Below are 26,691 nucleotides of genomic sequence, written 5' to 3' on the forward strand. Positions count from 1 at the left end.
CGGCTCGCCGAGGCACCTCGGCGCGTCACACTGGCCCCCGCGAGGCGTCGGACCTTTACGGCCAGTGCGGCTCGGGCGGCGGGGCCGGTGCGGCGCGGTCAGCGCAGCTCGGCGATCCGGGCGCCGGGAACCGGCATCTGGGGACGGCCGGACGTCGAGTCGGTGCCGGTGCCCTGCGGGTCGTCGGAAGCCTCGCCGCCCTCGACGTGGTCGGTGACCTCCTTGGGCAGCTTCAGCGGCAGTGGGTCGCGCACGGGCATCGCCTCGTCGCCGCGCACGACGACCAGCCGGCGCAGTGTCTCCTCCAGCAGCGGTGCCTCGCGCGGGTCCATCGCGCCTGGCCCGGTCATCACGGCCCGCACGAACCAGCGCGGCCCGTCGACGCCGATCATCCGGCCCGGCACGAGCTGCCCGGGCACCGGGGTCGGCAGCGCGAGCTCCAGCTCGCGGCCGTAGCGGCCGTCCACCGTCCGCGGCGCGCCGCCGCTGGACTCCAGCTGCTCGACGATCTCGGCGCGGACGTCCTCCCAGAGGCCTCGGGTCTTCGGCGCGGCGAACACGGCGAGCTCCATGGCGCTCTGGCCGTCGGCGATGACGACGCTCATCGGCCGGCCGGTGGCCTCCTCGACCTGGAACTGGATCTGGACGCCTTCCAGCGCCGGCACCCGCAGGGCGCCGACGTCGAGGCGCTGCACGTCGTCGCGCGGTGCCTTGGCGACGTCGTAGGGGCCCTCCGGCTCGCCGGTGAAGTGCTCCTCGGACTCCAGCTCGTCGTCGTGGAACGCGGCCTCGTCGGCCTCCTGCCTGCGGCGGCGCCCGAATGCCATGGCCTTTCCTTTCCTGCCTGCCTGGGTAGCCGAGCCGGTCAGCCCGGGTCAGTGAGCCACCTTGGAGCCGATCCCCACCGAGCTGCTCCGGTGTCCTCGGGAGGGCCACGGACCTCGCCCGTGCGCCCGCCGGGGCCGCTGGTAAGCGGCCCGCGGATCAACGGCCAGGGCGACCCGACGCGAATCCTCCGGTCGACCCGAATCCTCCGGCGCCGCGTGACGACGCCGGCAGCTCGTCGACCTCGCGGAAGGCGGCGTGCTCCACCCGCTGCACGACGAGCTGGGCGATCCGGTCGCCTCGCGACAATCGGATCGGCTCGGTCCGATCCGTGTTGATGAGGATCACTTTGATCTCTCCACGGTAGCCGGCATCGACGGTACCGGGTGCATTGACCACGGAGAGCCCATGCCGCGCGGCCAGCCCGCTGCGGGGGTGCACGAAGGCCGCATACCCAGCCGGGAGCGCGATGCTCACGCCGGTGCCGACGATCGCGCGCTCGCCGGGGGCGAGCGTCACGTCGGTGGCGGTCAGGAGGTCGGCTCCCGCGTCCAGGGGCTGCGCGTAGGCCGGCAGTGGCAGCCCGGGGTCGAGCCGGCGGACCAGCACCTCGACCGTCGGCCGCCCGGCGCCGTCGGCCGGCTCGGCCGCCGGGGCGGGGGAGGGGTCGAGGGCGGTCATGGCGGCTCCTGGGAGACGGCGAGGTCGGCGGCTGGGACGATACTGGTGGTGCGGACCGTGACCAGTTGGGCGTGACCAGTTGGGGATGGTCAGCTGACAGTGATCAGCTCACGATGATCAGCTCACGATGATCAGCTCACGATGGCCGGCTGGTGAGGACCAGCTGGCGATCGCCGGTCGGCCATGATCGTATAGGCGAGACCGGCTGGGAAGGTAACGCGACGGCGTGGCCGTCGTCGCGGCGGTCGGACGGGTGAGATCGCCGCGAACGGGCACAGCGGATGACAGACACTGCGGACAGAGGGGTGTGCGTTGCCTGGACCGGTTTCCAAGGTCGGCTGGAAGATCGTCGGAGGGGCGGCAACCGCCGCGGGAGGCGCCGCGGCGAGCAGGAGTGTCGACCTCGCCTATCGGAAGATCCGTCGTGGCGAGCCGCGGCTGGACCCGGCACACCCGGACACGACCTGGCGCGAGGCGATGGTCTGGGCCCTCGTCACCGCCATAGCGGTCACTGTGGGCCGGCTCGCCGCCGAGCGGCTCGCGGCCACCGGCTGGGTCCGCGCGACCGGCGCGCTGCCGCCGGGAATGGAGGCGGCGGCCGAGTCCCTCGACTGACATCAGATCTGGCGCGGAGCCGAGTCGCCGCGCTGGCCACACGCGGTCGGCGGGAGGACACGTTCGCCGCTCGCCTGACCGCGCTGCGTGGTGTTCCTGGACGGACCGAGATCAGGGTCGCAAAACACACGGCCCGACCCCCCCTCGACGGGGCAGACTTCTCTACGCGGGTGTTTCAGACCGATGTCGCGGACTCGGCGAGAGGCCCGATCCCGTGCTGGCGGGTCAGATCGGAGGAGCCGTGGCTGAGCGGACAGGCTGGTGGGGCAGGGTGCTGCACCGGCTCGCGGCTGATGACGACGAGCTGCAGGCAGAGGATCTGCAGCGAGCGGCCGCCGCCGAGGGTGCGGTGCCGATCGGCGGCTGCCGGGACCACGACGAGGCTTGCGTGGCCGGCACGATTCGTTCGGTCACGGTACGCAACCAGTCCGGGGCGCCCAACCTGGAGGTCGAGGTCTACGACGGCAGCGGCTGCGTCACCCTGGTCTTCCTCGGCCGCCGCCAGATCCCGGGGCTCGACGCCGGCCGCTCGCTGAAGGCCTCCGGCCGGGTCAACCGCGACGACCGGCGTACGACCATCTTCAACCCGCGCTACGAACTGCTGCCAGCGCCGAGCCACTGACGCGGCGGTCCGCCCGGTCGCCCGGTTGGTTGTGGTGTGCCCGGTCAGGGCGCCGGCGGCGGCCGGTGAACCGGCGGCGGACGACCCCGTGCACGCCCGCTGCGGGCATACTGGCGACAGCCGTCGTCTGCCCGGGAGAGTGGTTCCATCAGCCTGACGCCAGCCTCTGCCCCGCGGGGGACCGAAGAGCCCGAGATCCGCGCCGCCGAGCCCGGTTCCGGGCCGTCCGGCGCTGACCCGTCCGGCGGGTGGCCCGATCCGCCACCAGCCGGCGACGACAAGCGGGCCGAGCTCTCGGTCTCGCTGTCCGAGGCGATCGGCGGCCCGCGAGGCATCGTTGACAGCACACTGCCGACGATCGCGTTCGTCCTGGTCAACAGCGCCGCCGGGCTGCTGTCCGGGATCATCGCCGCGGCGGTGGTCGCGGTGGCGCTCTTCGTCATGCGGCTGGTCCGCGGCGAGCCCAAGCAGCAGGCGGTGTCCGGGCTGTTCGCCGTCGCGGTGGCGGGCTTCGTCGCGTCGCGGACGAAGTCGACCAAGGGCTACTTCCTGCCGAGCATCCTGAAGAACGCGGCCGCGATCGTCGTCGGGGTCGTCTCGCTGGTGCTGCGCCGGCCGCTGGCCGGCTACGTGATGGCCGGTTTCGACCGGCGCTACACGAACTGGCGTGACCACCGCGACACGATGCGCGCCGCGAACTGGGCGACCTGCGTCTGGATCATCGTCTACGTCCTGCGCTTCGGCATTCAGGGCATCCTGTACTGGGCCGGGGAGACGGGCTGGCTGGAGGCCGCGAACCTGGCGCTCGGCCTGCCGCTGTTTGGTCTCGGGGTGCTGGCGACGCTCGCGATCGTGCGCAGGATGGCCCCGGCGGCCCAGTTCGCCCCGCCCGGGGACGTCCCGGCGGACGAGCCTGCCCAGGCCGGTCAGCCGGTCCGGGTGGACGCCGCCGACGAGTAGCGGGGCTTTCGCGGTCTCCTGACCGGGCGGCGAGCCGCTACAGCCCGTCTCCCGTGCGGACGGCCGCGGACGAGGCGCCGAGCAGCGCGCCGAGCGCCACCTCCGCCTCGCTGGTGACCGCGATCGCGAGCACCTCGTCGCCGGGCTCGAACGTGCTGTCCGGCGACGGGACGACGGCCTGCCCACCGCGCAGGATCATGACCAGGGCGCAGTCCTGCGGCAGCGTCACCGACCCGATCGCCTGACCGGCCACCGGCGAGTCCGTCGGCAGGGTCAGCTCGACCAACGACGCGTCCGACTGGCGGAACTTCATCAGCCGGACCAGGTCGCCGACGCTGACCGCCTCCTCGACGAGCGCGGTCAGCATCCGCGGCGCGGACACCGCGACGTCGACGCCCCAGCTCTCGGTGAACAGCCACTCGTTCTTGGGATGGTTCACCCGGGCGACCACCCGCGGCACCCCGAACTCGGTCTTGGCCAGCAGCGACACGACCAGGTTGACCTTGTCGTCACCGGTCGCCGCGACCATCACCGCGCAGTCGCCCAGGCCGGCGGACTCCAGCGAGGACAGCTCGCACGCGTCGGCCTGCAGCCAGCGGGCCTTCGGCAGCGCCGTCGGCCTGATCTTGGCGGCGTCGCGCTCGATCAGCAGCACGTCGGTGCCGTTCTCGAGCAGCTCGGCCGCGATCGACCGGCCGACCTTGCCCGCGCCGGCGATGGTCACCAACTGACGAGTCAACGGAGCACGTCCCCTCTGCCGCCGCGAACAACGATCGGCGGCGCCGAGACCACGGCCACCACCAGCCTGGCCACCACTACGCGCCGGGCTTCGGGTCGGCGCGCACGATCGCGTCGGCCTCGGCGGCCCGCTTGCGGGCGGCCACGATGTGCAGGATGTCGCCGTCCTGCACCATCGTGCGAGCCTCCGGCACGAGGCCGTCGCCGTACCTGGTCACGCAGGCGACCCGAACCCCGGCCTCCTGCTCGATCTCCTTCACCGGCCGGCCGATCCACCCCTTGCTCGGGCTGACCTGGGTCATCACGACCTGGCCGGACTGGTGGGCCCACTCCGGGGTGACGGCGTCGGGCAGCAGCCGGGTGAGGATCTGGTCCCGCGTCCAGCGCACGGTGGCGACGGTCGGGATGCCGAGGCGCTCGTACACCTCGGCCCGGCGTGGGTCGTAGATCCGGGCGACCACCCGCTGGACGCCGAACATCTCCCGGGCGACCCGGGCTGAGATGATGTTGGAGTTGTCCCCGCTCGACACCGAGGCGAAGGCGTCGGCCCGCTCGATCCCGGCCTCGACCAGGGTGTCACGGTCGAAGCCGACACCGGTCACCTTGACGCCGGTGAACGACGGCGGCAGCCGGTGGAAGGCCTGGGGGTCCTGGTCGATGACGGCGACGCTGTGCCCGTGCTTCTCCACCTGGAGCGCGAGCGCCGAGCCGACCCGGCCGCAGCCGAGGATCACGACGTGCATGGGGCGAGAGCGTAACCGCGTCGGGGTCCGCCGGTCGACGGCAAGCGGGGCCGTAACCGTGCGAGATCGGAAATCACACGCTCTGCGCACCCGTTGGGCTATGGCGCAGCTCACATGCTGATGGGTGGCCGCGAGGGCGTCGATACCATCTGCGCGTGGCGCTCACGGACTGGCTGAAGCGCGGTTTCGTCGGCCGCCCCCTCGACAACAGCCAGTTGGGCGAGACGTTGCTGCCGAAGCGGGTCGCGCTACCCGTCTTCGCCAGTGACGCGCTCTCCTCGGTGTCCTACGCGACCGAGGAGATCCTGCTCGTCCTGTCTCTCGGCGGTCTCGCCTTCTACCACTTCACGCCGTGGATCGCGCTCGTCGTCGTCCTCCTGATGCTGACGGTCGTCGCGAGCTACCGGCAGAACGTGCACGCCTACCCGAGCGGCGGCGGCGACTACGAGGTGGCGACGACCAACCTGGGCGACTCGGCCGGCCTCACGGTCGCCAGTGCCCTGCTGGTCGACTACGTGCTGACGGTCGCGGTGTCGGTCTCCGCCGGCGTCGCGAACCTGACCTCGGCGGTCACGAGCCTCGCGCCGCACCGGGTGCTGATCGCGGTCGTGCTGATCGTTTTGTTGACCATGATGAACCTGCGCGGGGTGCGTGAGTCGGGGACGGCATTCTCGATCCCGACCTACGGCTTCATCCTCGGCGTCTTCGTAATGATCGTCATTGGTGTGGTGAAGATTCTCGTCGGCCACACGCCACGGGCCGAGAGCGCCTCGTACCACGTCGCCGCATCTGGTCACTACTCAGGTGTAGCACTTGCCTTCCTCGCGCTGCGAGCGTTTTCCTCCGGCTGTACGGCGCTCACCGGGGTCGAGGCGATCAGCAACGGCGTGCCGGCATTCCGGAAGCCCAAGAGCAAGAACGCGGCCACCACGCTGCTCCTGATGGGCGTCATCGCGGCATTGATGTTCGGCGGCGTCACCCTGCTTGCCATGGCCAGCCACGTGCGTGTCGCGGCGGACCCGAGCAGGCTCATCGGCGCGCACGGCGACCAGCCGACCGTGATCGCCCAGGTCGCGGCGAGCGTCTTCGGCCACGGCTCGATCGGGTTCGTCTACATCGCCACGGTGACCGCGCTGATCCTCGTGCTGGCCGCGAACACCGCGTTCAACGGCTTCCCGGTGCTCGGCTCGATCCTCGCCCGCGACGGCTACCTGCCCCGCCAGCTGCACACCCGCGGCGACCGGCTCGCGTACTCCAACGGCATCCTGCTGCTCGCCGGCTTCGCCACCCTGCTGGTCGTCGTGTTCAAGGCGGAGACGACCCGGCTGATCCAGCTCTACATCGTCGGCGTGTTCGTCTCGTTCACCCTCAGCCAGACCGGCATGGTCCGCCACTGGCAGCGGATCCTGCGGTCCCAGGAGGGCGAGGCGGCGAGCCCGGCGGGCCGGCGGGTCATCCGCCGCCGCCAGACGATCAACTTCTTCGGCGGCTGCATGACCGGCCTGGTGCTGATCCTGGTGCTGGCGACCAAGTTCGTGCACGGCGCCTTCATCGTCGTCATCGCGATGCCGCTGATCTTCATGCTGATGAAGTTCATCCGCCGGCACTACGACCGGGTCGCCGCGGAGCTGCGCGCCGAGCCGGGCGCCCCGCTGCTGCCGTCCCGGGTGCACGCCGTCGTCCTGGTCAGCAGGATCCACAAGCCGGCCCTGCGCGCCCTCGCGTACGCCAAGGCGACCCGGCCGTTCAGCCTGGTCGCGCTGACCGCCGCGGTCGACGCGGCCGACGCCGAGCGGCTGCGCGACGAGTGGCACGAACGCGGCATCAGCATCGACCTCGTCACGCTGGCTTCGCCCTACCGGGAGATCAGCGGCCCGGTGCTCAAGTACGTCGCCCAGATCCGCCGGGAGAGCCCGCGCGACGTCGTCGCCGTCTTCCTGCCCGAGTACGTCGTCGGGCACTGGTGGGAGCACCTGCTGCACAACCAGAGCGCGTTGCGGCTGAAGGCCAGGCTGCTCTTCCAGCCCGGTGTGATGGTGACGAGCGTGCCCTGGCAGCTGGAGTCGTCGAACCGGGCCGGTGACCGGCCGGAGCGCGAGGGCGCCGGCGCGGTCCGCGGCGGCTGGGCCGGCCCGCGCAGCTCGGTGGCCGTCGGTGTCGGCCTGCCGTCCGGGCCAGGTGCGGTCGCGTCCGGGTCCAGGTCCGCCGAGGGCGGCCTGCCGGTCGGGCCCGCGGTCGGTCCGCCCACCGCCGCCCCGCCCGCCGTCTCGGCCACCCCGCCGGCCGCTGGCTCCGGCCAGGGCGACGAGCCGAAGGACTAGCCGGCTGTGCCCGACGACCCAGCCGACCGTGGTGACGCCGCCGCGGCCGGGACGGCGTCCGCTGTCACCGGCTCGCGGTCCGCGGTCGCCGGCGCGGCGTCCCCGGCCGAGCCTGCCGAGGCGCTGGTCGAGCTCGAGGTTGGCCGGGTGGCCCACGGCGGGTCCTGTGTGGCGCGTACCGATGGCCGGGTGGTGTTCGTCCGCCACGCGCTGCCGGGCGAGCGGGTGCGAGCCCGGGTCACGGACCGTTCCCATGACCGGTACTGGCGCGCAGACGCCGTCGAGATCCTCGACGCGTCGCCCGACCGCGTCGTGCCGCCGTGCCCGCACGCCGGGCCACGCCGCCCGGACGGCGCGGGCGGGCCGGCCAGCCTGGGCGGCTGCGGCGGCTGCGACTGGCAGCACGCCACCCTGGCCGTGCAGCGCCAGCTGAAGGCCCAGGTCGTCGCGGAGGCGCTGCGCCGTCAGGGCGGCCTCGCCGCGCACGTCGCCGGCGAGGCCGAGAAGGACCAGTCGGACGAAACCGGGCTCGCCATCGCCGTCGAGCCGCTGCCCGGACCCGGCCTGGGCGACGGGCTCGGCTGGCGCACCCGGATGCGGTTCGCCGTCACGGCGACGGGCGAGGTCGGCCTGCGGGCGCACCGCTCCCACGAGGTCCTGGCCACGCCCGACTGCCGGATCGCGCACCCACTCGCCATGGCGGCCGTGGCCGGGCGGCGGTTCGAGGACGCCGAGGCCGTCGAGGTCGCCGTGAGCATCAGCTCGGGGCACGCGCTCGCCCGGCCCACCGGCCGCGGACCGACGGCGAGCCCGCAGGCGGCGCCCGACGGGGCCGCCGGCCAGGAACTGGTCGAACGGGTGCGTGGCCGGGAGTTCCAGGTCGACGCCGGGGCCTTCTGGCAGGTGCACCCCGCGGCCGGGGGAACCCTCGTCGACGCGGTGCTGGACGCCCTGGCGCCCCGGCCGGGCGAGCGCGCCCTGGATCTCTACTCCGGCGCCGGGCTGTTCGCCGCCTTCCTGGCCGAGGCCGTCGGCCCGGACGGCCAGGTGATCGCGCTGGAGTCCGACGCCGCCGCCGTCGCCTCGGCGGCGCGGAGCATGGCCGACCTGCCCTGGGTCTCGGTCCGGCCGGTGCGGGTGACGGCCAAGACCGTCCAGGGCGCTCTGGGTCTCGCGGGCCGCGCCGGCCCGGCGCGCGGAACTGGCCGGTCCGGTCCGGTCCGCGGGAAGGGGCTGGGCGACCGGACCGGTCCAGGCGACCGGGCGGGACAGGTTGGCCTCGACGGTGGCCGCGCGATCGACGTCGCGGTGCTCGACCCGCCGCGCGCGGGTGCCGGGGTGGACGTGCTGACGGCGTTGCTGGCGTTGCGGCCGCGCGCGGTGGCCTATGTGGCCTGCGACCCGGTCGCGCTCGGCCGCGACCTCGCCGTGGCGGTGTCCTGCGGCTACCGGGTCAGCGGGGTGCGCGCGTTCGACCTCTTCCCGATGACGGCGCACGTCGAGTGCGTCGCCCGGCTCGAACCGGCGACCTGACCGCGGCGCGCGCCGCGGTGGCCAGACGGCTCCACGGGGTAGTCGCTTGACCGACATGGCGTGGTGGCCGAACGGCGGTAGGTTCGGATGAGTGCCGGCGCGCCGACGAAATGTTGCCGCGGCGGGGTGTGGATTCTACCGCCAGGGGTGTGAATTGACCCGCGAGTGTGGCGATCTCACATGTCGGGTGCCGGTCCCATGGCCGTCATCTGGTCAGGCTAGGCTTTCCCGGACCCCGGGACCAAACCCCAGTCGGGGGAGGGAGTGCACGCCGTGACGTTGTTGTCGACGATCAACAGCCCACAGGACGTCAAACGCCTCGACCCCGAGGAGCTGCCCGCTCTGGCCGCGGAGATCCGTGATTTCCTGATCCACGCGGTTGCGCGCACAGGCGGCCACCTCGGCCCTAATTTGGGCGCGGTCGAGCTGACGTTGGCAATTCATCGGGTATTCGACTCGCCTTTTGACCGCATCCTCTGGGATACCGGTCATCAGGCCTATGTGCACAAGCTGCTGACTGGACGCGCCGGTGCGTTCGACAAGCTGCGCCAGCGCGGCGGCATGTCCGGCTACCCGAGCCAGAGCGAGTCCGAGCACGACATCATCGAGAACTCGCACGCCTCGACCGCGCTCTCGTACGCCGACGGGCTCTCCCGCGCCTACGCCCTGCGCGGCGAGGACCGGCACGTCGTGGCCGTCGTCGGCGACGGCGCCCTGACCGGCGGGATGTGCTGGGAGGCGATCAACAACATCGCCGCCGGCGACCGCCGCGTCGTGATCATCGTTAACGACAACGGCCGCTCCTACGCGCCGACGATCGGCGGCCTCGCCGACCACCTGGCGGCGCTGCGGCTGGCGCCCGAGTACGAGCAGGTGCTCGACGTCGTCAAGCAGGTCCTCGGCCGCACCCCTCTGGTCGGGGCTCCGCTGTTCGACGCGCTGCACGGCATCAAGCGCGGCATCAAGGACGTCGTCCAGCCGCAGGGCATGTTCGAGGACCTCGGCCTGAAGTACGTCGGCCCGGTCGACGGTCACGACCCCGCGGCGATGGAGCAGGCGCTGCGCCGGGCGAAGGACTACCACCGCCCGGTCATCGTCCACGCCGTGACCCGCAAGGGCTTCGGCTACCCCGCCGCCGAGCAGGACGAGGCAGACCAGTTCCACGCCGTCGGCATCATCGATCCGAAGACCGGCAAGCCGGCGCCGACCGCCGCGAAGAAGGGCCAGTCCTGGACGGGCGTCTTCTCCGAGGAGATCGTCCGGATCGGCGCCGAGCGGCCGGACGTGGTCACGATGACCGCCGCGATGCTCCAGCCCGTCGGCCTGCACGCCTTCGCCAAGGCGTACCCGGATCGGGTCTTCGACGTCGGCATCGCCGAGCAGCACGCCACCACCTCGGCAGCGGGCCTCGCGATGGGCGGCCTCAAGCCGGTCGTCTGCATCTACGCGACGTTCCTCAACCGGGCGTTCGACCAGGTCCTCATGGACGTCGCCCTGCACCGCCAGGCGGTCACGTTCGTCCTGGACCGGGCCGGTGTCACCGGCGAGGACGGGGCGTCGCATAACGGCATGTGGGACATGTCGATCATGCAGATAGTCCCCGGCCTGGCGATCGCCGCGCCGCGCGACGAGCCGACGCTGCGCGCCCTGCTGCGCGAGGCGGTCGCGGAGACCGAGCGGCCCAACGTCGTGCGCTTCCCGAAGGGCTCCGTGTGCGCGGAGATCCCGGCGATCGACACGGTGGGCCCGGTCGACGTGCTGTTCCGCGAGCCGGCGGTCGCCCGCCACCGTGAGGTGCTGCTCGTCTCGATCGGCGCGATGGGCACCACCTGCCTGGAGGTCGCCCGCCGGGTGGCCAGCCAGGGCATCGGGATCACCGTCGTCGACCCGCGCTGGGTCAAGCCGGTGCCGGGCGAGATCGTCGAGCTCGCCCGCGACCACGACCTGGTCGTCACGGTCGAGGACAACGGCCGCGTCGGCGGGGTCGGAGCGGCGATCGCGCAGGCGCTGCGTGACGCCGACGTGGACGTCCCGCTGCGAGACTTCGGTATCGCCCAGCGCTTCCTCGATCACGGCAAGCGCGACGAGGTGCTCGCCGAGGTCGGCCTCGCCCCGCAGGACCTGGCCCGTAAGGTCGTCGAGGCGGTGGCCCGGCGCCAGCCCGCGCTCACCGACGGCGCGGACGTCCCGACGCCGGCCACCGAGCTGAACGCCGTGAGGGCCGCGAAGTCCTCGCCGCGGCAGCGGGGCGCCTCGGAGTAGGGCCGCGTAGGAAAAGCACGACCGGACGATCCCGGCCGCGCCGCTCGGGTCACCCGCCTGGGCTGCGCGGCCGGACCGGCTTCTAGGCTTGCCCGGTGGACTCCAACCCGACCCCGCCGGCGCAGACCGATCCGACCGTGCGGTCGGGCGAGGCCGTGCGGTCGGGCGAGGCCGTGCGGTCGGGCGAGGCCGTGCGGTCGGGCGAGGCCGTGCGGTCGGGCGAGGCCGTGCCGGCCGACGGCTCAGGGCGGCCCGCCCGGGGTGGTGTGCGGGCCTGGCTGGTCCGCGGCGCGCTGCTCGTGGCCGGCGTCCTGCTGGTCGTGGCGCTGGTCCGCGGCTGGCACGACGTGTCGACGTCGATCGGGCGGCTGAGTATCGGGGGCGTGGTCGGCTCGGCGGTGGCGACCGTTCTCGCCGTCGGGCTGACCGTGCTGTCCTGGCGGGCCGTGCTCGCCGGGCTGGGCGCCCGCCTGCCGGTGCGGGCCGCGACCAGGATCTTCTTCGTCGGGCAGGTCGGCAAGTACATCCCCGGCAGCGTGTGGCCGGTGCTCGCGCAGATGGAGCTTTCCCGCGGCTACGGGGTGTCCCGGCCGCGCTCGGGCGCGGCGAGCCTCATCGTGCTGGCCCTCGCCGTTCCCTGTGGTGGCCTGGCCGCCGCGATGACGCTGCCGTTCGCGTCCCGGGCCGCCTTCACGCACTACTGGTGGGCGTTCGCCGCCGTGCCCGTGTTCATGGTGGTCCTCACGCCGCCGGTGCTCGGTCGGCTGCTCGGCGTCGCGTTCCGGCTGCTGCGTCGTCCACCGCTGACCGGCCCGCTGACGACGCGGGCGGTGCTCGCCGGAGCCGGCTGGCTGCTGGTCAGCTTCGGCTGCTACGGCGTGGCCGCCTTCCTGCTGGCCCGCGACCTGGCGCCCGCCGTCGGCGGCCCCCGGCTGCTGGCGCTGTCCGTCGGCGCGTACGCGCTGGCGTGGACGGCGGGTTTCCTCGTCCTGGTGGTGCCCGCCGGGGCGGGCGTCCGGGAGGGTGTGCTGCTCCTGGCGCTGGCTCCGGCGCTGACCCACGAGGCGGCCGGGGTGCTCGCGGTCGTGGCCCGCCTGCTGGCGACCGTCGCCGACCTTGTCTGGGCCGGTGTCGGGGTCGCACTGCGGCCCCGGGGCGCGGCCCAGGGGCCGCTGCCGGACGGCGCCGAACAGCCGGAGCCTCCCGCGGCGCTGGCTGCCCGGCATCGGCTCGCCGGCCGTCGCTGACGGCCCCGGACCCGCGAGCCTCTGCCCTACTCGTCGTCCGGCGCCTGCTGTGGGCCCTTGGAACGGCGCCAGGGCTTGGTGAGGAAGGCCTCGGCCTCCGCCATCGCGACGGCCACCCTGGGCAGGTCGCGGTTGGTCGGAAAGCAGACGTAACGAGGCTCCCAGGCCGGCCGGAACCGGGAGTTGAACCGGTAGAGGCTCTCGATCTGGAACCAGCGCGACATGAACACCAGCAGCCACTTGGTGCCGCGCGCGACCGGGCCGGCGCCGAGCCGGCCGCCGTGCTCCAGCAACTGGCGGAACGCGGCGAAGTTCAGCGAGATCCGCCGGATGCCCAGCTCCTTGCCGGACCGGACGGCGGCGACGATGAGCAGCTCCGTCACGCCGTTGTCGGCCTGCGGGTCGCGCAGCATCAGGTCGAGTGACATCCCGTCGCGGCCCCACGGCACGAACAGCAGCATCCCGCGAGGCTCGCCGGCGCCAGGCTCGGTCATGGTCTTAGCCGAGGTCGTGGCGGGGCCCGGGGCCGTCGCCTGGTCCGGGCTGGCTCCGGCGGCTGGTCCAGCCTCGGTGGTATCCGCCGGCTCGGCCCGGCTGGAGGCGGTGACCAGGACGCATTCCGCGGCCCAGGGGGCGACCTGGTCCGGCGCTTCCGGGTCGGCGGAGTCCTCGGAGAAACGGCCGAGGGCCATCGAGAAGCCCCGTTCCGGCTCCGAGCCACGCCAGGTCCGGGCCATCCGGCGCAGCGCGGCCCGCTCGGCGGCGGGCACGTCCTTCAGCCGCCGGGCGGCCGCGGTGTAGCCGGCCCGTTCGACCCGGGCCACCGCCTGGCGGACGCCGCGCATCGGCCGGCCCTCCAGGCTGAACTCCTCGACCGACAGCACGGCCTCGTCGCCGAGCTCCAGCGCGGTCAGGCCGGCCCTCGTCCAGGCGGTGCCGCCATGGGCCGAGCAGCCGATCACGGCCGGGACCCAGGCGTGGCTGGCGGCGACACGTAGGAACTCGGCGATCGCGCCGGGCCACGCCTCCCGGTCGCCGATCGGGTCACCGCTGGCGAGCATCACCCCGGACAGGACCCGGTAGGCGATCGCGGACTTCCCAGACGGCGACCAGATCACCGCCTTGTCCCGGCGCAGGGCGAACCAGCCGAGCGAGTCGTCCGCTCCGTGCCGGGCCAGCAGCGCGATCAGCCCGGCCTCGTCGTCGGTGTTGTGCCGCGGGAACGGGTGCGCCGGGCGCAGCGCCATCCAGGTCGGCACCGCCGCCGTCAGCAGCCCCATCCCGGCGAGCGTGCGGCTGACCACCCGGTCGGCCCGCGGCGACGGGATGCTCACCGGGCCGTGCGCGCCGACGAGCCCGAGCACAACGTGCTCAAGCTGCTCGGACAGCGGGTAGTGGCCGATCAGATGGCGGGCCCAGCCGATCCGCAGCATCGCGATCCCGGTGAGCAGGGACATCGTGAACAGCGCGGTCAGCGCGCCCAATGCGCGCCACCGGCTGGACGGGTCGGGCTCGGCGTGGAAGTCGCGGTAGCGGTACACCAGCCACAGGCCGAAGATCGCCGAGCCGGTCGCGTCGTCGTAGTCGAGGCCCTTGAGCACATGCAGCACGGTGCTGGCCGCGGTCAGCGCGAGCACGAGCTGCCAGGCGCGCCGTTTGCGGCGGGCCAGCCCGTGCGCGAGCAGGATCAGCAGGACGCCGACGAGGACCGTCAGCGTCCGGGCGTGCTCCGGGATGTAGCCGGGCAGGACGCTGCGCAGCTCGACCACCCGGCCGTGGCCCGGCGGGGTGACGGCGGACACGATGTCGAGCAGACCGATCGCGTAGGCGAGCAGCGCGGCGATCCGCGGCGTCGCGCCGCGCCGCCAGCCCTCGGGCGGCGTCTTGCCGGAGCCTTTGACGCCGCCGCGGGGGCCGCCAGGGAGCCGCTCAGCCAGCCATCCGCGAATGTGACGTCTACCCCCTTCGGACCGCGCCTCGCGGTCGCCCGCGCCGGCCGGCGCGGCACCGTTCGCGGGCGCGCCACCGACCGGGCCGCCGCGCGGGCTGCGGCCCGAGGAACTGTCGACCCGCGCCACGGTGTGTACCGCGGAGGCCCGTCGAGACGACGTCGTCTGGTCGGTCATGAACCCATTCTGGCCCGGTCCCGCGATGTCGGACTCCACCGCCCGGCCACTGGCCCGCGCGCGAAGTGACTGATTGTGCGTGGATGGCGGCGTGGCGTGCGATCTGATTGCCGAGTGTCGCGCGCTCATGACAGGATGGCGGCCCGCCGTCTTGGGCGTGTCTCGCGGTAGCCGCCCGGCTGCGTCACGACCCGTCGTGCCCCGGCGGGTGCAGCCCCGGGGGGGGGGCTGCTTGACGACACCCCGCCCGGCTGGCCTCGGAACGTCGTCGGGACCGGCTCGCGTCGCTGCTGGCCGCGCCGTCTGTGGGACGGCAGAGGCCCCGGCCGAAGATCCAGCCGGGGCCCCGACAGCCACCAGGAGTCAGCCGACGGTGGCGACGCCCGGAGGGGAGAAGCGGGCGCCGGTCACCCGGTCGCTGATCCCGGTGCGGTCCAGGTACGGGGTGATGCCGCCCAGGTGGAACGGCCAGCCGGCGCCGAGGATCATGCAGAGATCGACGTCGGGAGCCTCGGCGACGACTCCCTGGTCGAGCAGCAGCCGGATCTCCCGGGCGAGCGCCGCCAGCGCGTTCTCGCGCACCTCGGCGCTGCTCGGGGCGACGGCCGACCCCGCGCCGGCACCGTCGCCGGTGCCCGCGCGGGCGAGCGCCGCGGCCTCCTCGTCGACGACCGGGGTGCCGTCGGGGCCGGTGGTGTAGATGCTGGTCTTGCCGGCGGCGACGACCCGGGCGAGCCCGGCGGGGGAGCGGAACCGGTCCGGCCAGGCCTCGTGCAGCGTCTCGGCCACGTGCAGCGCCACCGCCGGGCCCACCAGGGCCAGCAGCGTCAGCGGCGACATCGGCAGGCCGAGCGAGTCCAGTGCGGCGTCGGCCTCCGCCACGGGCGTGCCCGCCTCGATCGCGCCGAGGACCTCGCCGAGGAAGCGGGTCAGCAGCCGGTTCACGACGAACGCCGGGGCGTCCTTCACCAGCACCGCGTTCTTGCCGAGCTTCCTCGCGACCGCCAGCGTCGTCGCGACGGAGGCGTCGTCCGTGCGCGCGGCCCGGACCACCTCGACCAGCGGCAGCACGGCCACCGGGTTGAAGAAGTGCAGCCCGGCGACCCGTTCCGGATGGGCCAGGCCGGCGGCCATCTCGGTCACCGACAGCGCCGAGGTGTTCGTCAGCAGCAGGGCGTCCGGGCGCACCACCGCCTCCAGCTCGGCGAGCACCGTCTGCTTGACCTTCAGGTCCTCGAAGACGGCCTCGATGACGAGGTCGGCGTCGGAGAACGCGTCCTTGGTCAGCGACCCGGTGACCAGCGCCTTCAGGCGGTTGGCCTTGTCGGGGGAGACCCGGCCGCGCAGCAGCAGGTTGTCGATCTCGCCGTGGACGTAGGTGACGCCCTTGTCCAGGCGAGCCCTGTCGAGGTCGGTGAGCACCACCGGTACCTCCAGCCGCTGGGCGAACAGCAGCGCGAGCTGGCTGGCCATCAGACCGGCGCCGACGACGCCGACCTTGGCCACTGGCCGGGCGAGCTTCGAGTCGGGCCCGCCGACGGGCTTGCGGGCCCGCTTCTGGGTCAGGTCGAAGGCGTAGAGGCTGGCGGCGAGCTCGTCGGAGACCGACAGGTCAGCCAGCGCCGCCGTCTCGGCGGCGTAGCCCGTGTCGCGGTCGGCCGTCTCGGCGAGGGCCATCAGGTCGAGTGCCCGGTAGGCTGCCGGGGCGGCGCCGTGCAGCTTCGCGTCGGCGAGTGCCCGGCCGCGGGCCAGCGCGTCCGCCCAGGCGGCGCCCCGCTCGACCGCGGGCCTGCTGGCCGCCGGGTCAAGCTCACCGCGCAGCACCCGGCCTACCCAGCCGAGCGCCTCCTCCAGGAAGTCGGCCGGCTCCAGCAGGACGTCGGCGAGGCCCAGCTTCGCGGCCTGCGGGCCCTTGAGGGTCCGGTTGGTGTTCAGCGGGTTCTCGATCGCGACCCGGACGGCCTTCTCGGCGCCGACCAGGTTCGGGAGCAGCTGGGTGCCGCCCCAGCCTGGTACCAGGCCGAGGAACACCTCCGGCAGTGCGAGCACCGGGATGCCGGCGGAGAAGGCCCGGTAGTCGCAATGCAGCGCGAGCTCCAGGCCGCCGCCCATCGCCGCGCCGTTCACCAGCGCGAACGTCGGCACCTTGCGGCCGTTCAGCCGGCCCTCACCGACCCGGCGCAGTGCCGCGTGGCCGAGCTCGCCCAAGGCCTCGATCGCCGGTCGGATCGCGTCCGGGTCGGTGATCGACGACCGGAACGACAGGTCCGCGCCGACGCAGAAGATGAACGGCTTGCCGGCCACCGCGACGGCCGCGACCGCCGGGGTGTGCGCCTCGATCTCGTCGACCGCGGCGAGCAGCTCGCGCAGCCCGGCCGGGCCGAAGGTGTTCGGGCGGGTGTGGTCGTGCCCGTTGTCCAGGGTGATCAGCGCAACCGGGCCGTCGACCCCGGGAAGCTGTGCGTAGCGGACGTAGGCGTGCGTGACGACCTCGTCCGGGAAGTCCAGCGCGACGTTCGCGCCCATGCGGTGGCTCCTCTACGTGGTCAGGCCGTCAGAGATGGGAAGATCCGGGCTTACGCGCCCCGGGCTGGAGCGGACCTGTCGGATCGCCGACCTCCCAGATCGACTCCGTCGATCCGGCAGGAACCCTGTCGCCGATCCGACAGGAACCCCGGCGCGACGATGGCGAAGCCTCGCGCGGCCGGAGGCTGTTACTCCGCATGGTGGGGGTTCTCCCAGATCGTGGTGGCGCCCATGCCGAAGCCGACGCACATCGCGGTCATGCCGTAGCGGACCTCCGGGTGCTCCTCGAACTCCCGGGCGAGCTGGGTCATCAGCCGCACCCCGGAGCTGGCCAGCGGGTGGCCCAGAGCGATCGCGCCGCCGAAGGGGTTGACCCGCGGGTCGTCGTCGTCGATCCCGAAGTGGTCGAGGAACGCGAGCACCTGCACGGCGAACGCCTCGTTGAGCTCGAACAGGCCGATGTCGTCGATGCTCAGGCCGGTTCGGGCGAGCGCCTTCTCGGTCGACGGGATCGGGCCGACGCCCATCACCTCGGGTGCCACCCCGGCGAAACCGAAGCCGACCAGCGTCATCTTCTTGGCGAGGCCCAGCTCGTCGGCCACCTCGCCAGCCGCCAGGATGCAGCCGGTGGCGCCGTCGTTGATCCCGGCGGAGTTGCCGGCGGTGACCTTGCCGTGCGGGCGGAACGGCGTCTTCAGCCCGGCCAGGCCCTCGACGGTCGTGCCGGGCCGCGGTGGCTCGTCGACCGTCACGTACTCCCAGCCGGACTCGGCGTGCCGCGCGGCGACGGGGACGAGGTCGGGCTGGATCCGGCCGTCCGCGTAGGCCTTCGCGACCTTCTCCTGGGAGCGGACGGCGTAGGCGTCGGCACGGGCCTTGGTGATCGCCGGGTAGCGGTCGTGCACGTTCTCGGCGGTCATGCCCATGACCAGCGCGGACGGGTCGACCAGCTTCTCGGACACGAACCGGGGGTTCGGGTCGACGCCCTCGCCCATCGGATGGCGGCCCATGTGCTCGACGCCGCCGGCGATGGCCACGTCGTACGCGCCGACGCCGATCGCGGACGCGGTGGTGGTGACGGCGGTGACCGCGCCGGCGCACATCCGGTCGATCGCGTAGCCGGGCACCGACTCGGGCAGCCCGGACAGGATTCCGGCGACCCGGCCGATGGTCAGGCCCTGGTCGCCGATCTGGGTGGTGGCGGCGATGGCGACGTCGTCGACCCGCTCAGGCGGCAGCGACGGGTTGCGCCGCAGCAGCTCGCGGATGACCCGGACGACCAGGTCATCGGCCCGGGTCTCGGCGTACACCCCCTTGGCCTTGCCGAACGGCGTGCGTACCCCGTCGACGAAAACGACGTCGCGGACGGCACCGCGGGATGCCTTGAACACAGGGTCCTCCCCGGCGAGGAACGGCTGGTCGGCGCGCTACCGCGGCGCCCGGCCCAGCTTCGGGCCGGGCCACCGGTCGGCGGCCACACCGCCAGCCTACGACAGAGTTACCGATGAGTAGGTAACGTCCGCTACGTCGTTTCCATGCCGGGTGCGCATCGGTGCCCAGCCGCCGTCGGTGCCCGGCCGCCCGGCCGGGCACCGACGAGGGAGATCAGGTCGACAGCAGGCAGTAGGCCTTGCCGACCTTGCCGACCTTGTAGCCGACGTTGTAAGCGAGGCTCTGGGCCCGGCCGCCCCTGGTCAGGGCCACCGTGACCACCCGGCTCGTCGTGGCCGTTGACGGAGCTGACCCGGTAGCCGTTGGTCTTGAACCGCGTGATCGCGCCCTCCGAGGCGTCCCGCTGCTTCATCGGGCGGGGTGGTCACGATCCCTGCGGGCGTTGTAGGGACGGGAGGAGGGCCTCGAACCAGGATTGTCAGGCCGCTGACTGTCGGTCGGTGGACCTGGAGGTCACCCGCCCGGCCGCGCAGCGCCGGCCGGGCTCAGGCGTCGGTGAGCTCGCGGGGGACGGCGACGACGTCCACGAGGGCGCCGTTGCGCCAGACGGTGATCTCCAGCCGGCGCCCGATCGCGTGCTCGACCATGAGGCGCTGGATGGCGGTGCTGGTGTCGATCTGCTGGCCGTCGACCGTCAGCACGATGTCGCCGCGGCGCAGGCCGGCGCTCTCCGCGGGGCTGCCCTCGACGACCTGGGCGACCCGCAGCCCGGTCCGGCGGCCGGCCTTCGCGGCCAGCGGCGGCGGCAGCGGTGACTGGCCGCCGGCGATCCCGAGCCAGGCCCGCCGGACCCGGCCGTGCCGGACCAGCGTGGCGATCAGCCCGCGGGTGGTCTCGTTGATCGGGACGGCGAGTCCGAGGCCGACGCCGGCGACGGCGGTGTTCACGCCGACCATCCGGCCGCGGCTGTCCGCGAGCACCCCGCCGCTGTTGCCCGGGTTGAGCGCGGCGTCCGTCTGGATCACCTCGTCGACGACGCGGCCGGCCTTCGTCGGCAGCGAGCGGCCCAGCGCCGAGACGATGCCGGCGGTGACGCTGCCGGCCAGGCCCAGTGGGTTGCCCAGCGCGACGACCAGCTGCCCGACCCGCAGCCTGCTGGCGTCACCCAGCGGTACTGCCGGCGGCACGTCGCCCCGGGCCCGCAGCACCGCCAGGTCCGACAGCGGGTCGCGGCCGATCACGTCAGCGGTCACCTCCGCGCCGTCGGCGAAGGTCGCCTCGGCCACCTCGGCGCCTTCCACGACGTGCGCGCTGGTGAGCAGGAAGCCGTCCGGCGTCAGCACGCTCGCGCTGCCCGCCCCCGCTCCGCGCCGGCCCCGTACCCGCAGGCTGGCGACGCTGGGCAGCACGGTGCGGGCGACGTGCACCACCGCGGCCGAGTAGGCGTCCAGGGGCTCGGACGGGTCGTCGTGCTGGTCGCCGTCTGGGGGATCGTCACGGGTGTCGTCGGATGGCTGTGGCCGGGCCTCGTCGCTCATGTCGCCAGCAACCGACGATGACCACGGAACGTGCCCAGGTTCGCCGATGGCGGACATCCGGTAGCGGGCTGGGCAGGCCGGGCGGCGCGGTGCGGCCGGTGGTGGCCGATGGTGATCGGGCCTCGGCTCACCATGACGCCCCTGGCGTCTCCTGACGGCGCCGCGGCCAGCCAGCCACGGCGTCGTCAGAGAGCGTCGCGGGACCTCAGGGGGCGTCGACCGCCGGCCGGGATGGCGCGGGTCCCGCTGGGTCCGGCTCCGCCGAGCTCGGTCCCGGCTCGGTGGCAGCGCGCTCGGCGGTGGCCGGTGCGGCGACGGCCCGCTCGGTTGCGGACTGCCCGGTTGCGGACTGCCCGGTTGCGGACTGCCCGGTGGCCGGGCGCTCGGGCAGGGCGCCGGCGATCGCGGTCGCGGTCAGGGCGACCTGCCAGGCGCGGGCGCCGCCAGCGCGCAGTGCGTCGGCGACGCTCGCCTCGGCCGGCTCGCCGGGCGGCGACCAGGCGACCCGGCGGGTGAGCGCCGGCTCGACCAGGTTCTCGACCGGCATGTGGTGCGCGGTGGCGATCGCGTTCACGCTCGCCCGGACCCGGGCCAGCCGTGCCGCCGCGATCGGGTCGCGCTCGGCCCACCGGTTCGGCGGCGGCAGCCCGTCGCCGCCGGTCGACGCGGTCGCCGGTGGGAGGTCGCTGTCCGGCAGCGCCGCAGCCTCCGCCAGCGCGGCCATCCACACGGCCGCGCTGCGGCGCAGCCTGGGCCCGGAGAACACCGGCAGCTTGACCAGCTCGGTCGCGTCGGCCGGCGCGTTCAGCACCGCGTCGATGATCGCGCTGTCCGGGAGCACCCGGCCGGGCGCGATGTCCCGGGTCCGCGCGATCTTGTCCCGGGCGGTCCACATCGCGCGGACCGAGGCGAGCTGCCGGCGGCTGCGGGCCCGGTGGATGCCGCTGGTGCGCCGCCAGGGCTCGGCCCGCGGCTCGCGCGGCGGGGCGGCGACGATCGCCGCGAACTCCTGGTGCGCGAACCCGAGCTTGCCCGTCTGGGCGAGCTCGATGGCCAGTGCGTCACGCAGCTCGACCAGCAGCTCGACGTCGAGCGCCGCGTACCGCAGCCAGGGCTCGGGCAGCGGGCGGGTCGACCAGTCGGCCGCCGAGTGGCCCTTCTCCAGGCCGAAGCCGAGCACCCGCTCGACCATCATCCCGAGCCCGACCCGCTCGTAGCCGAGCAGCCGGCCGGCGAGCTCGGTGTCGAACAGGGTGGCCGGGCGCAGTCCCAGCTCGGCGAGACAGGGCAGATCCTGGCTCGCGGCGTGCAGCACCCACTCGATGCCGCCGACCTTCTCCTGGATGACGCTCAGGTCGGGCAGCGCGATGGGGTCGATGAGCGCCGTCCCGGAGCCGCGGCGGCGGACCTGGACCAGGTAGGCGCGCTGGCTGTACCGGTAGCCGGAGGCCCGCTCGGCGTCGAACGCGACCGGCCCCTCACCGGCAGCGAGCCGTACCGCGACGTCGGCGAGCGCCCGGGCGTCGGAGATGACAGGTGGCGTGCCCTCGACCGGTTCCAGGAGGGGGGTGACGGCGGGCGACACCGGCTCTGCCGCGTCGGTCACGTCTGGTCTGACACCCCCGCTGAACTGCTGTGTTGAGTTCGGAACCGTCGACGTCACGATCGGCGATGGTACGTGTGAAAGCCGCTGTTGGCAGGTCGCTCGGCGGATCAATCGTACCGTTTATACGCTTCGTAGCGAGGCTACCGGGCTGAGTGACCGACGTCCGGCCCATATGTGCGCGGCTCGCGCTGTTCGCCGCGCGGGTCCCGGCCCTTCCCCGCCGACCCGCTGGCCTGGAACGGCGGGGAGCGCAGCCTCCGTGCGGAGTTGCGAGTTGGCCGCGGCGCAGTGCTCGCTAGAAGCGGCGACCCGGCAACGGCACGACGCCGGCGAGCCGCGGCGGAAGCCCGGCCATCGCCGCGAGCAGGTCGGCGAAGGCATGCAGGTGCGCCGTCGTGTCCACCGCCGTCCACGGCCGGCCATGGTCATCGCCGCCGGGCCGCCGCGCCGCCTGGGCGGTCTCGGCCCAGTCGGGCGACCAGGAGCAGCGCACCTCCACGTCGAAGCTGTCGCCGTCCGGAGCCAGCACGCCGAACCGCCGCGAGGTCGTCGTGGTCACCGTGCCGCCCAGCGCGCGCACGCCGGCGCCGTGCGCGGCCAACGCCTCGACCAGCCACGACCACGCCACCTCGGGCAGCATCGGGTCGGCGGCGACCTCCGGCTCGACGGTGGCCCGCGCGTAGCAGACGAGCCGGGCGCTGCCCTCCCAGGCGGCGTGCCCCGCCTCGTCGAACAACAGCACGAACCGCCCGGAGGCGGCGTCGTCCTCGTCTGCGGTGAGGCTGGCGGCCAGCGCGAACGCATGCGGCGCCACCCGGGCCGGCGCGGTGGTCTCCCGCACCGTCACCTCCGGGCGGACGGTGGTGAGCCCGTGCCGCAGTGCCGCCGTGGCGGTGCCGAAGACGACCGGACCTGCCAGCGTCGGGACGGCGCCGGCGAGCGCGGCACTGGCCCCGGTGGCGGCCCCGGAGCCGGGTGACAGCGGGGCGCCCATGGCGGCCACGTTAGGACGTGGCCGCAGATCACGCTGACCGGACGCCGGAGCGTGCTGCTTCGGCCCCGCTGGGTACGCCCAGTGCCCGCCGGCCCGGTGTGGCCCGCCGGATCCCTGATCGAACGGCTCCGGGGCCGGGTGCAGGCTCACGCCAGGGACCGCGGGGTACGCCCGGCGCCGACTCTGCGGCGCGTCTCAGGCTGCGGCGGCACGGTCTGCACCGGCTGGCTCTGCGCTGGATCGCTCTGTGTTCGCTGAGCGGGTGCCAGCTGGGCCTGGGCCGCGTGCGCCGGAACTGGCTGGGCCGGTACACCGAGATCCGTGGCTGGGCGGACCACCCGCCGGCCGCGCCGGTCCGGGCCGGCCGCAGAAGCGCCTTCGGGCTGGGTGAGGGGACCGGCCAGGACGGCGGCGCCGCACTCCACGCAGGCCCGTTCGGGGCAGTCCGCTCCGTGCCCGTCGAGGCACTCCGGCCGCTCGAACGGCCGCTCGTCCGCGCACTGGGGGCAGAACATGCGAACGAGCTGATCAAGCTCGCCTCCGGGGAGCATGACCGCACCTCCTCGACATCGGGGGCTGGGGCAGGTCCCCGGACAGTACGTACGGCTCCCGCGAAGCCGCCCGAGCCACGCACAAGCGAGGCCAGCTCGGACAACGCATGCCCTCTGGGGCCCTTTCGGACGGCACAGACGGTGCCACGACGATGGCTCATCTCCACGCATTCCCCCCGGCGTGTCGGCACCCGCTTCGCGGGCCTGGCCGGGCTTCGGGCCCCTTTGGCCGTCCGGTAGCGGGCCGGACGCGCTGGTGGTGCGCCGGGCACGGCCGCCAGCTGAGCCAGTGGGAGCTGGCGGGCCCCCGGCGTCGGCGCGGGGGTGTTTCGGGCGGTCGTGAGACCACGGCCGCTGCGACGAGGTCATCCGGGGAGTAATTTCTACGGAACGTAGAAATAGCTGCCGTGGTCCCTGGCCCGGGCCAGCCGCCGACTCGTCATGTGCCGGTACCGACTCCGGACAGGAAGCGGTTCGGCGCCCGACGGCGGCGCGTGTCACGATCGGAGCATGGGCGTGAGCCGAACCTCCAGGATCGCCGACCTCCCGGATCGGCTTCGCCGGTCCGGCCGGGACGCTGCCGTCGATCCAGCCGGAGCCCCGGAACCGGGCGAGCGGAACGGCCGGCCGAGCCACACCTCCCGGACCGAGCCGGCCGTGACGACGGGGACCTCGCGCGCCGGTCTCGGTCAGGAGGCCTCGATCGTGCGTGCGGCCACGGCCGGGGACGCGCCGCGCCAGCAGGCCGCGCCCGCCCGCGGCACCTCCGCCGCGGGCGTCGGGCCGCGCCGGCCTGGGCTGGCCGAGCGCGCGCCGCTGCTGCGTGCCGCCCGCGGCGAGCCGACCGACGTCGCGCCAGTGTGGTTCATGCGGCAGGCCGGCCGGGCGCTGCCCGAGTACCGGGCGCTGCGCGCCGGCGTCCCGATGCTGGAGTCCTGCCAGGACGCCGCGCTGGTCACCGAGATCACCCTGCAGCCAGTCCGCCGCTTCGGCACCGACGCGGCGATCTTCTTCTCGGACATCGTCGTGCCGCTGGTGGCGATCGGCGTAGGCGTGGACATCGTCGCCGGCGTGGGCCCAGTGGTCGCCGAGCCGATCAGGGACTCCGCCGGCCTGGAGGCACTGCGGCCGGTCGAGCCCGACGACATCCCGTACATCCACGACGCGGTGCGGCTGCTGCTCGCCGAGCTCGGCGACACTCCGCTGATCGGCTTCGCCGGCGCGCCGTTCACGCTGGCCAGCTACCTCGTCGAGGGCGGCCCGAGCAAGACCCACGCCAAGACCAAGCGGCTCATGTACACCGCTCCGGGCCTCTGGCACAGCCTGCTCGACCGGCTCGCGGACGTGACGATCGGCTTCCTGCGGGTCCAGGTCGGCGCCGGTATCGACGCCCTGCAGCTGTTCGACTCCTGGGCCGGTGCGCTCGACGAGGGCGACTACCGCCGCTACGTCGCCCCGCACTCGGCCAAGGTGCTGGCCGCGTTCGAGGGCGCAGGGGTGCCGCGCATCCACTTCGGCGTGAACACCGGTGAGCTGCTCACCGCGATGGGGGAGGCCGGCGCGGACGTCGTCGGCGTCGACTGGCGGCTCGGGCTCGACGAGGCCGCGCGCCGGGTCGGGCCGGGCCGGGCACTGCAGGGCAACCTCGACCCGACCGCAGTGTTCGCCCCGCCGGACGTGCTGGCCGAGAAGGTCCGCGACGTGCTGCTGCGCGGGTCGAAGGCCGAGGGCCACATCTTCAACCTCGGCCACGGCGTGCTTCCCGAGACGGACCCGGGCGTGCTCGCCCACATCGTGGACCTCGTTCATGGCGCCTGAATCCGGGGCGCCTGAATCCGGCGCGCATGGCCGCTAGGCCGAGCGCAACAAGACCGGCCCGCACCGGGCCGGCGCGAAAGGGCGACGCGGCGTGCGAGTGGTGATCGTCGGTGGCGGCATCGCGGGCCTCGCCGCGGCGCACGCGCTGGCCGGCAAGGCCGAGGTGACCGTGCTGGAGGCCGCCGACCGGGTCGGCGGCAAGCTGCGTACCACCCCGATCGAGGGGCTCCCGGTCGAGGAGGGCGCCGAGTCGTTCCTCGCCCGCGTCCCGGAGGGCCAGCGGCTGGCCCGGCAGGTCGGCCTCGGGCACGACCTGGTCCACCCGGCGACCACGTCGGCCGCCCTGTGGATCAAAGGCCGGCTGCGGCCGATCCCGCCGAACACGCTGCTGGGCGTGCCGACCGACGCGCTCGGCCTGGTGCGCTCCCGGGTGCTGTCCCCGCTCGGCCTGCTGCGCGCCGCCGCCGACCTGGTGCTGCCACGGGCCGCGCTGCCCGAGGACCCGACCGTCGGTGACTTCGTCGGCGCCCGGGTCGGCCGCCAGATCGTCGACCGGCTGGTCGACCCGCTGCTCGGCGGCGTCTACGCCGGCCGGGCCGACGCGCTGTCGCTGCGGGCCACCGTCCCGCAGCTGGTGCCGATCCTGACCGAGGACCGCTCGCTGCTGCTCGGGGCCCACCGGGTGCGGGCGCGGACCGCCCCGGTCGCGTCGACGCCGCCAGCTCCGGTGTTCGCGACCGTGCGCGGCGGGCTGGGCGGGTTCGCCGCCAGGGTCGCCGAGGCCTCCGGGGCGGCCGTGCGCACCGGCGTGCTCGTGCGCCAGCTCACCCGCGTCGACGGCGGCTGGCGTGTCGACTTCGACGAGAAGGGCGCCGCCGGTGAGCCGGGTGAGGTGGTCACCGGGCCGCGCGGCAGCGGGTCGCTGGACGCCGACGCGGTGATCCTCGCCGTGCCGGCGGGAGCCGCGCGGGACCTGCTCAACCCGATCGCCCCGCACGCGGCCGCGCCGCTGGCGGGCGTGCCGTACGCGTCGATCGGCCTGGTCACGCTGGTCTTCCGGGACGTCGACCTGCCCGCGGGCAGCAGCGGCTTCCTGGTGCCGGCGCGGGAACGGGCCACCATCAAGGCCGTGACGTACCTGTCGTCGAAGTGGCCGCACGTGTCCGCCGGCAGTCCGCTGCGGGTGGTGCGCGCCAGTGTCGGGCGGGCCGGCGCCGACGAGGACCTGCGCCGGTCCGACACCGAGCTGACCGGCGTCGTCGCCGCCGAGCTCGCGCACGCGGCCGGGATCACCGCCCGCCCGGTCGCGAGCCGGGTCAGCCGCTGGGGTAGCGCGCTGCCGCAGTACCTTCCCGGCCACCTGGAGCGGGTCGCCTCGGTGCGCCGCGCGTTGCCGCCTGGCCTCGCGCTGGCCGGTGCCGGCTATGACGGTGTCGGCATCCCGGCCTGCATCCGCTCGGGGGAGGCGGCAGCCGCCGCCGTGCTCAGCGCGACCGACACCGTCGGCGCCGCCGGTCCGGTCTGACCCGGTCTGGCCCTGGTCAGACAGCGACCAATGGCATCCGTGACCCGCCCGTCCAGCGAGGAAGAATA

General features: G+C 74.0%; 19 protein-coding genes. 9 read left to right on the plus strand and 10 right to left on the minus strand.

Annotated elements, in window-relative coordinates:
* Nucleotides 1–98: 98 nt before the first annotated feature.
* Complete coding sequence (locus tag FRADC12_RS23380; RefSeq protein WP_045878239.1) at nucleotides 99–827, minus strand: DUF3710 domain-containing protein; 729 nt, start codon at nucleotides 825–827, stop codon at nucleotides 99–101.
* Between the two features lie 157 nt (nucleotides 828–984).
* Nucleotides 985–1,506, minus strand: a complete 522-nt coding sequence (dut, locus tag FRADC12_RS23385) for a dUTP diphosphatase (protein WP_045878240.1) — start codon at nucleotides 1,504–1,506, stop codon at nucleotides 985–987.
* Between the two features lie 312 nt (nucleotides 1,507–1,818).
* Here dut and FRADC12_RS23390 point away from each other — a divergent pair, with 312 nt between their 5' ends.
* The 3 genes from FRADC12_RS23390 (at nucleotide 1,819) to FRADC12_RS23400 (ending at nucleotide 3,703) form a co-directional block, all read left to right on the plus strand.
* The gene (locus FRADC12_RS23390; protein WP_045878241.1) at nucleotides 1,819–2,121 is read left to right on the plus strand and encodes a DUF4235 domain-containing protein; all 303 of its coding nucleotides are present in this window, start codon (nucleotides 1,819–1,821) and stop codon (nucleotides 2,119–2,121) included.
* A gap of 241 nt (nucleotides 2,122–2,362) precedes the next feature.
* A complete protein-coding gene (locus FRADC12_RS23395; protein ID WP_045880109.1) occupies nucleotides 2,363–2,743 on the plus strand; it encodes an OB-fold nucleic acid binding domain-containing protein in 381 nt (126 codons plus the stop codon).
* 369 nt (nucleotides 2,744–3,112) lie between these two features.
* The gene (locus FRADC12_RS23400; RefSeq protein ID WP_349305950.1) at nucleotides 3,113–3,703 is read left to right on the plus strand and encodes a DUF3159 domain-containing protein; all 591 of its coding nucleotides are present in this window, start codon (nucleotides 3,113–3,115) and stop codon (nucleotides 3,701–3,703) included.
* Nucleotides 3,704–3,740: 37 nt separating this feature from the next.
* On the opposite strand, the gene FRADC12_RS23405 is transcribed toward FRADC12_RS23400, so the two are convergent.
* Nucleotides 3,741–4,442, minus strand: coding sequence for a potassium channel family protein (locus FRADC12_RS23405; protein WP_045878243.1), 702 nt, complete (start codon nucleotides 4,440–4,442; stop codon nucleotides 3,741–3,743).
* Nucleotides 4,443–4,518: 76 nt separating this feature from the next.
* On the minus strand, nucleotides 4,519–5,184 hold the full coding sequence (locus FRADC12_RS23410) for a potassium channel family protein (protein ID WP_045878244.1): 666 nt from the start codon (nucleotides 5,182–5,184) through the stop codon (nucleotides 4,519–4,521).
* A gap of 155 nt (nucleotides 5,185–5,339) precedes the next feature.
* Between FRADC12_RS23410 and FRADC12_RS23415 the strand changes: the two genes are divergently transcribed.
* The 4 genes from FRADC12_RS23415 (at nucleotide 5,340) to FRADC12_RS23430 (ending at nucleotide 12,547) form a co-directional block, all read left to right on the plus strand.
* The gene (locus FRADC12_RS23415; RefSeq protein WP_045878245.1) at nucleotides 5,340–7,505 is read left to right on the plus strand and encodes an amino acid permease; all 2,166 of its coding nucleotides are present in this window, start codon (nucleotides 5,340–5,342) and stop codon (nucleotides 7,503–7,505) included.
* 6 nt (nucleotides 7,506–7,511) lie between these two features.
* A complete protein-coding gene (locus FRADC12_RS23420) occupies nucleotides 7,512–9,038 on the plus strand; it encodes a TRAM domain-containing protein (protein WP_084011138.1) in 1,527 nt (508 codons plus the stop codon).
* A 273-nt stretch (nucleotides 9,039–9,311) separates the two neighbouring features.
* Nucleotides 9,312–11,300, plus strand: coding sequence for a 1-deoxy-D-xylulose-5-phosphate synthase (gene dxs / locus FRADC12_RS23425; protein ID WP_045880111.1), 1,989 nt, complete (start codon nucleotides 9,312–9,314; stop codon nucleotides 11,298–11,300).
* 95 nt (nucleotides 11,301–11,395) lie between these two features.
* Nucleotides 11,396–12,547, plus strand: a complete 1,152-nt coding sequence (locus FRADC12_RS23430) for a lysylphosphatidylglycerol synthase transmembrane domain-containing protein (RefSeq protein WP_502685281.1) — start codon at nucleotides 11,396–11,398, stop codon at nucleotides 12,545–12,547.
* 26 nt (nucleotides 12,548–12,573) lie between these two features.
* Here the strand turns inward: FRADC12_RS23430 and FRADC12_RS23435 are convergent, their stop codons facing one another.
* From FRADC12_RS23435 to FRADC12_RS23460, 6 genes are all read right to left on the minus strand, one after another.
* Nucleotides 12,574–14,673 (minus strand): phosphatidylglycerol lysyltransferase domain-containing protein, encoded by a 2,100-nt coding sequence (locus FRADC12_RS23435; protein ID WP_084011411.1) that lies wholly within the window; start codon nucleotides 14,671–14,673, stop codon nucleotides 12,574–12,576.
* Nucleotides 14,674–15,036: 363 nt separating this feature from the next.
* Entirely contained in the window at nucleotides 15,037–17,199 is a 2,163-nt protein-coding gene (locus FRADC12_RS23440; protein ID WP_045878246.1) for a 3-hydroxyacyl-CoA dehydrogenase NAD-binding domain-containing protein, read from the minus strand.
* A 188-nt stretch (nucleotides 17,200–17,387) separates the two neighbouring features.
* The gene (locus FRADC12_RS23445; RefSeq protein WP_045878247.1) at nucleotides 17,388–18,590 is read right to left on the minus strand and encodes a thiolase family protein; all 1,203 of its coding nucleotides are present in this window, start codon (nucleotides 18,588–18,590) and stop codon (nucleotides 17,388–17,390) included.
* A gap of 546 nt (nucleotides 18,591–19,136) precedes the next feature.
* On the minus strand, nucleotides 19,137–20,129 hold the full coding sequence (locus FRADC12_RS23450; RefSeq protein WP_198153019.1) for a S1C family serine protease: 993 nt from the start codon (nucleotides 20,127–20,129) through the stop codon (nucleotides 19,137–19,139).
* 205 nt (nucleotides 20,130–20,334) lie between these two features.
* Nucleotides 20,335–21,735: a ribonuclease D gene (locus tag FRADC12_RS23455; RefSeq protein ID WP_084011139.1), complete on the minus strand. Its 1,401-nt coding sequence runs from the start codon at nucleotides 21,733–21,735 to the stop codon at nucleotides 20,335–20,337.
* A gap of 295 nt (nucleotides 21,736–22,030) precedes the next feature.
* Nucleotides 22,031–22,729 carry a DUF3000 domain-containing protein gene (locus FRADC12_RS23460; protein ID WP_232303995.1) on the minus strand — a complete coding sequence of 233 codons (699 nt, stop codon included), beginning with the start codon at nucleotides 22,727–22,729 and terminating at the stop codon, nucleotides 22,031–22,033.
* Nucleotides 22,730–23,796: 1,067 nt separating this feature from the next.
* On the opposite strand from FRADC12_RS23460, the gene hemE reads away from it, so the two are divergent.
* Together hemE and hemG are read left to right on the plus strand one after the other, a co-directional pair.
* Nucleotides 23,797–25,098 (plus strand): uroporphyrinogen decarboxylase, encoded by a 1,302-nt coding sequence (gene hemE / locus FRADC12_RS23470; RefSeq protein WP_502685320.1) that lies wholly within the window; start codon nucleotides 23,797–23,799, stop codon nucleotides 25,096–25,098.
* Between the two features lie 91 nt (nucleotides 25,099–25,189).
* On the plus strand, nucleotides 25,190–26,623 hold the full coding sequence (hemG, locus tag FRADC12_RS23475; RefSeq protein ID WP_045878250.1) for a protoporphyrinogen oxidase: 1,434 nt from the start codon (nucleotides 25,190–25,192) through the stop codon (nucleotides 26,621–26,623).
* The last annotated feature ends 68 nt before the right edge of the window (nucleotides 26,624–26,691 follow it).

The sequence above is a fragment of the Pseudofrankia sp. DC12 genome (assembly GCF_000966285.1).
Taxonomy (GTDB): Bacteria; Actinomycetota; Actinomycetes; order Frankiales; family Frankiaceae; genus Pseudofrankia.

Excerpts from the sequence above, each read along its gene's own strand:
- FRADC12_RS23380 (WP_045878239.1), bottom strand. The coding sequence starts at position 827 with ATGGCATTCGGGCGCCGCCGCAGGCAGGAGGCCGACGAGGCCGCGTTC.
- dut (WP_045878240.1), bottom strand. The coding sequence starts at position 1,506 with ATGACCGCCCTCGACCCCTCCCCCGCCCCGGCGGCCGAGCCGGCCGAC.
- FRADC12_RS23410 (WP_045878244.1), bottom strand. The coding sequence starts at position 5,184 with ATGCACGTCGTGATCCTCGGCTGCGGCCGGGTCGGCTCGGCGCTCGCG.
- FRADC12_RS23435 (WP_084011411.1), bottom strand. The coding sequence starts at position 14,673 with ATGACCGACCAGACGACGTCGTCTCGACGGGCCTCCGCGGTACACACC.
- FRADC12_RS23440 (WP_045878246.1), bottom strand. The coding sequence starts at position 17,199 with ATGGGCGCGAACGTCGCGCTGGACTTCCCGGACGAGGTCGTCACGCAC.
- FRADC12_RS23450 (WP_198153019.1), bottom strand. The coding sequence starts at position 20,129 with ATGAGCGACGAGGCCCGGCCACAGCCATCCGACGACACCCGTGACGAT.
- FRADC12_RS23460 (WP_232303995.1), bottom strand. The coding sequence starts at position 22,729 with ATGGGCGCCCCGCTGTCACCCGGCTCCGGGGCCGCCACCGGGGCCAGT.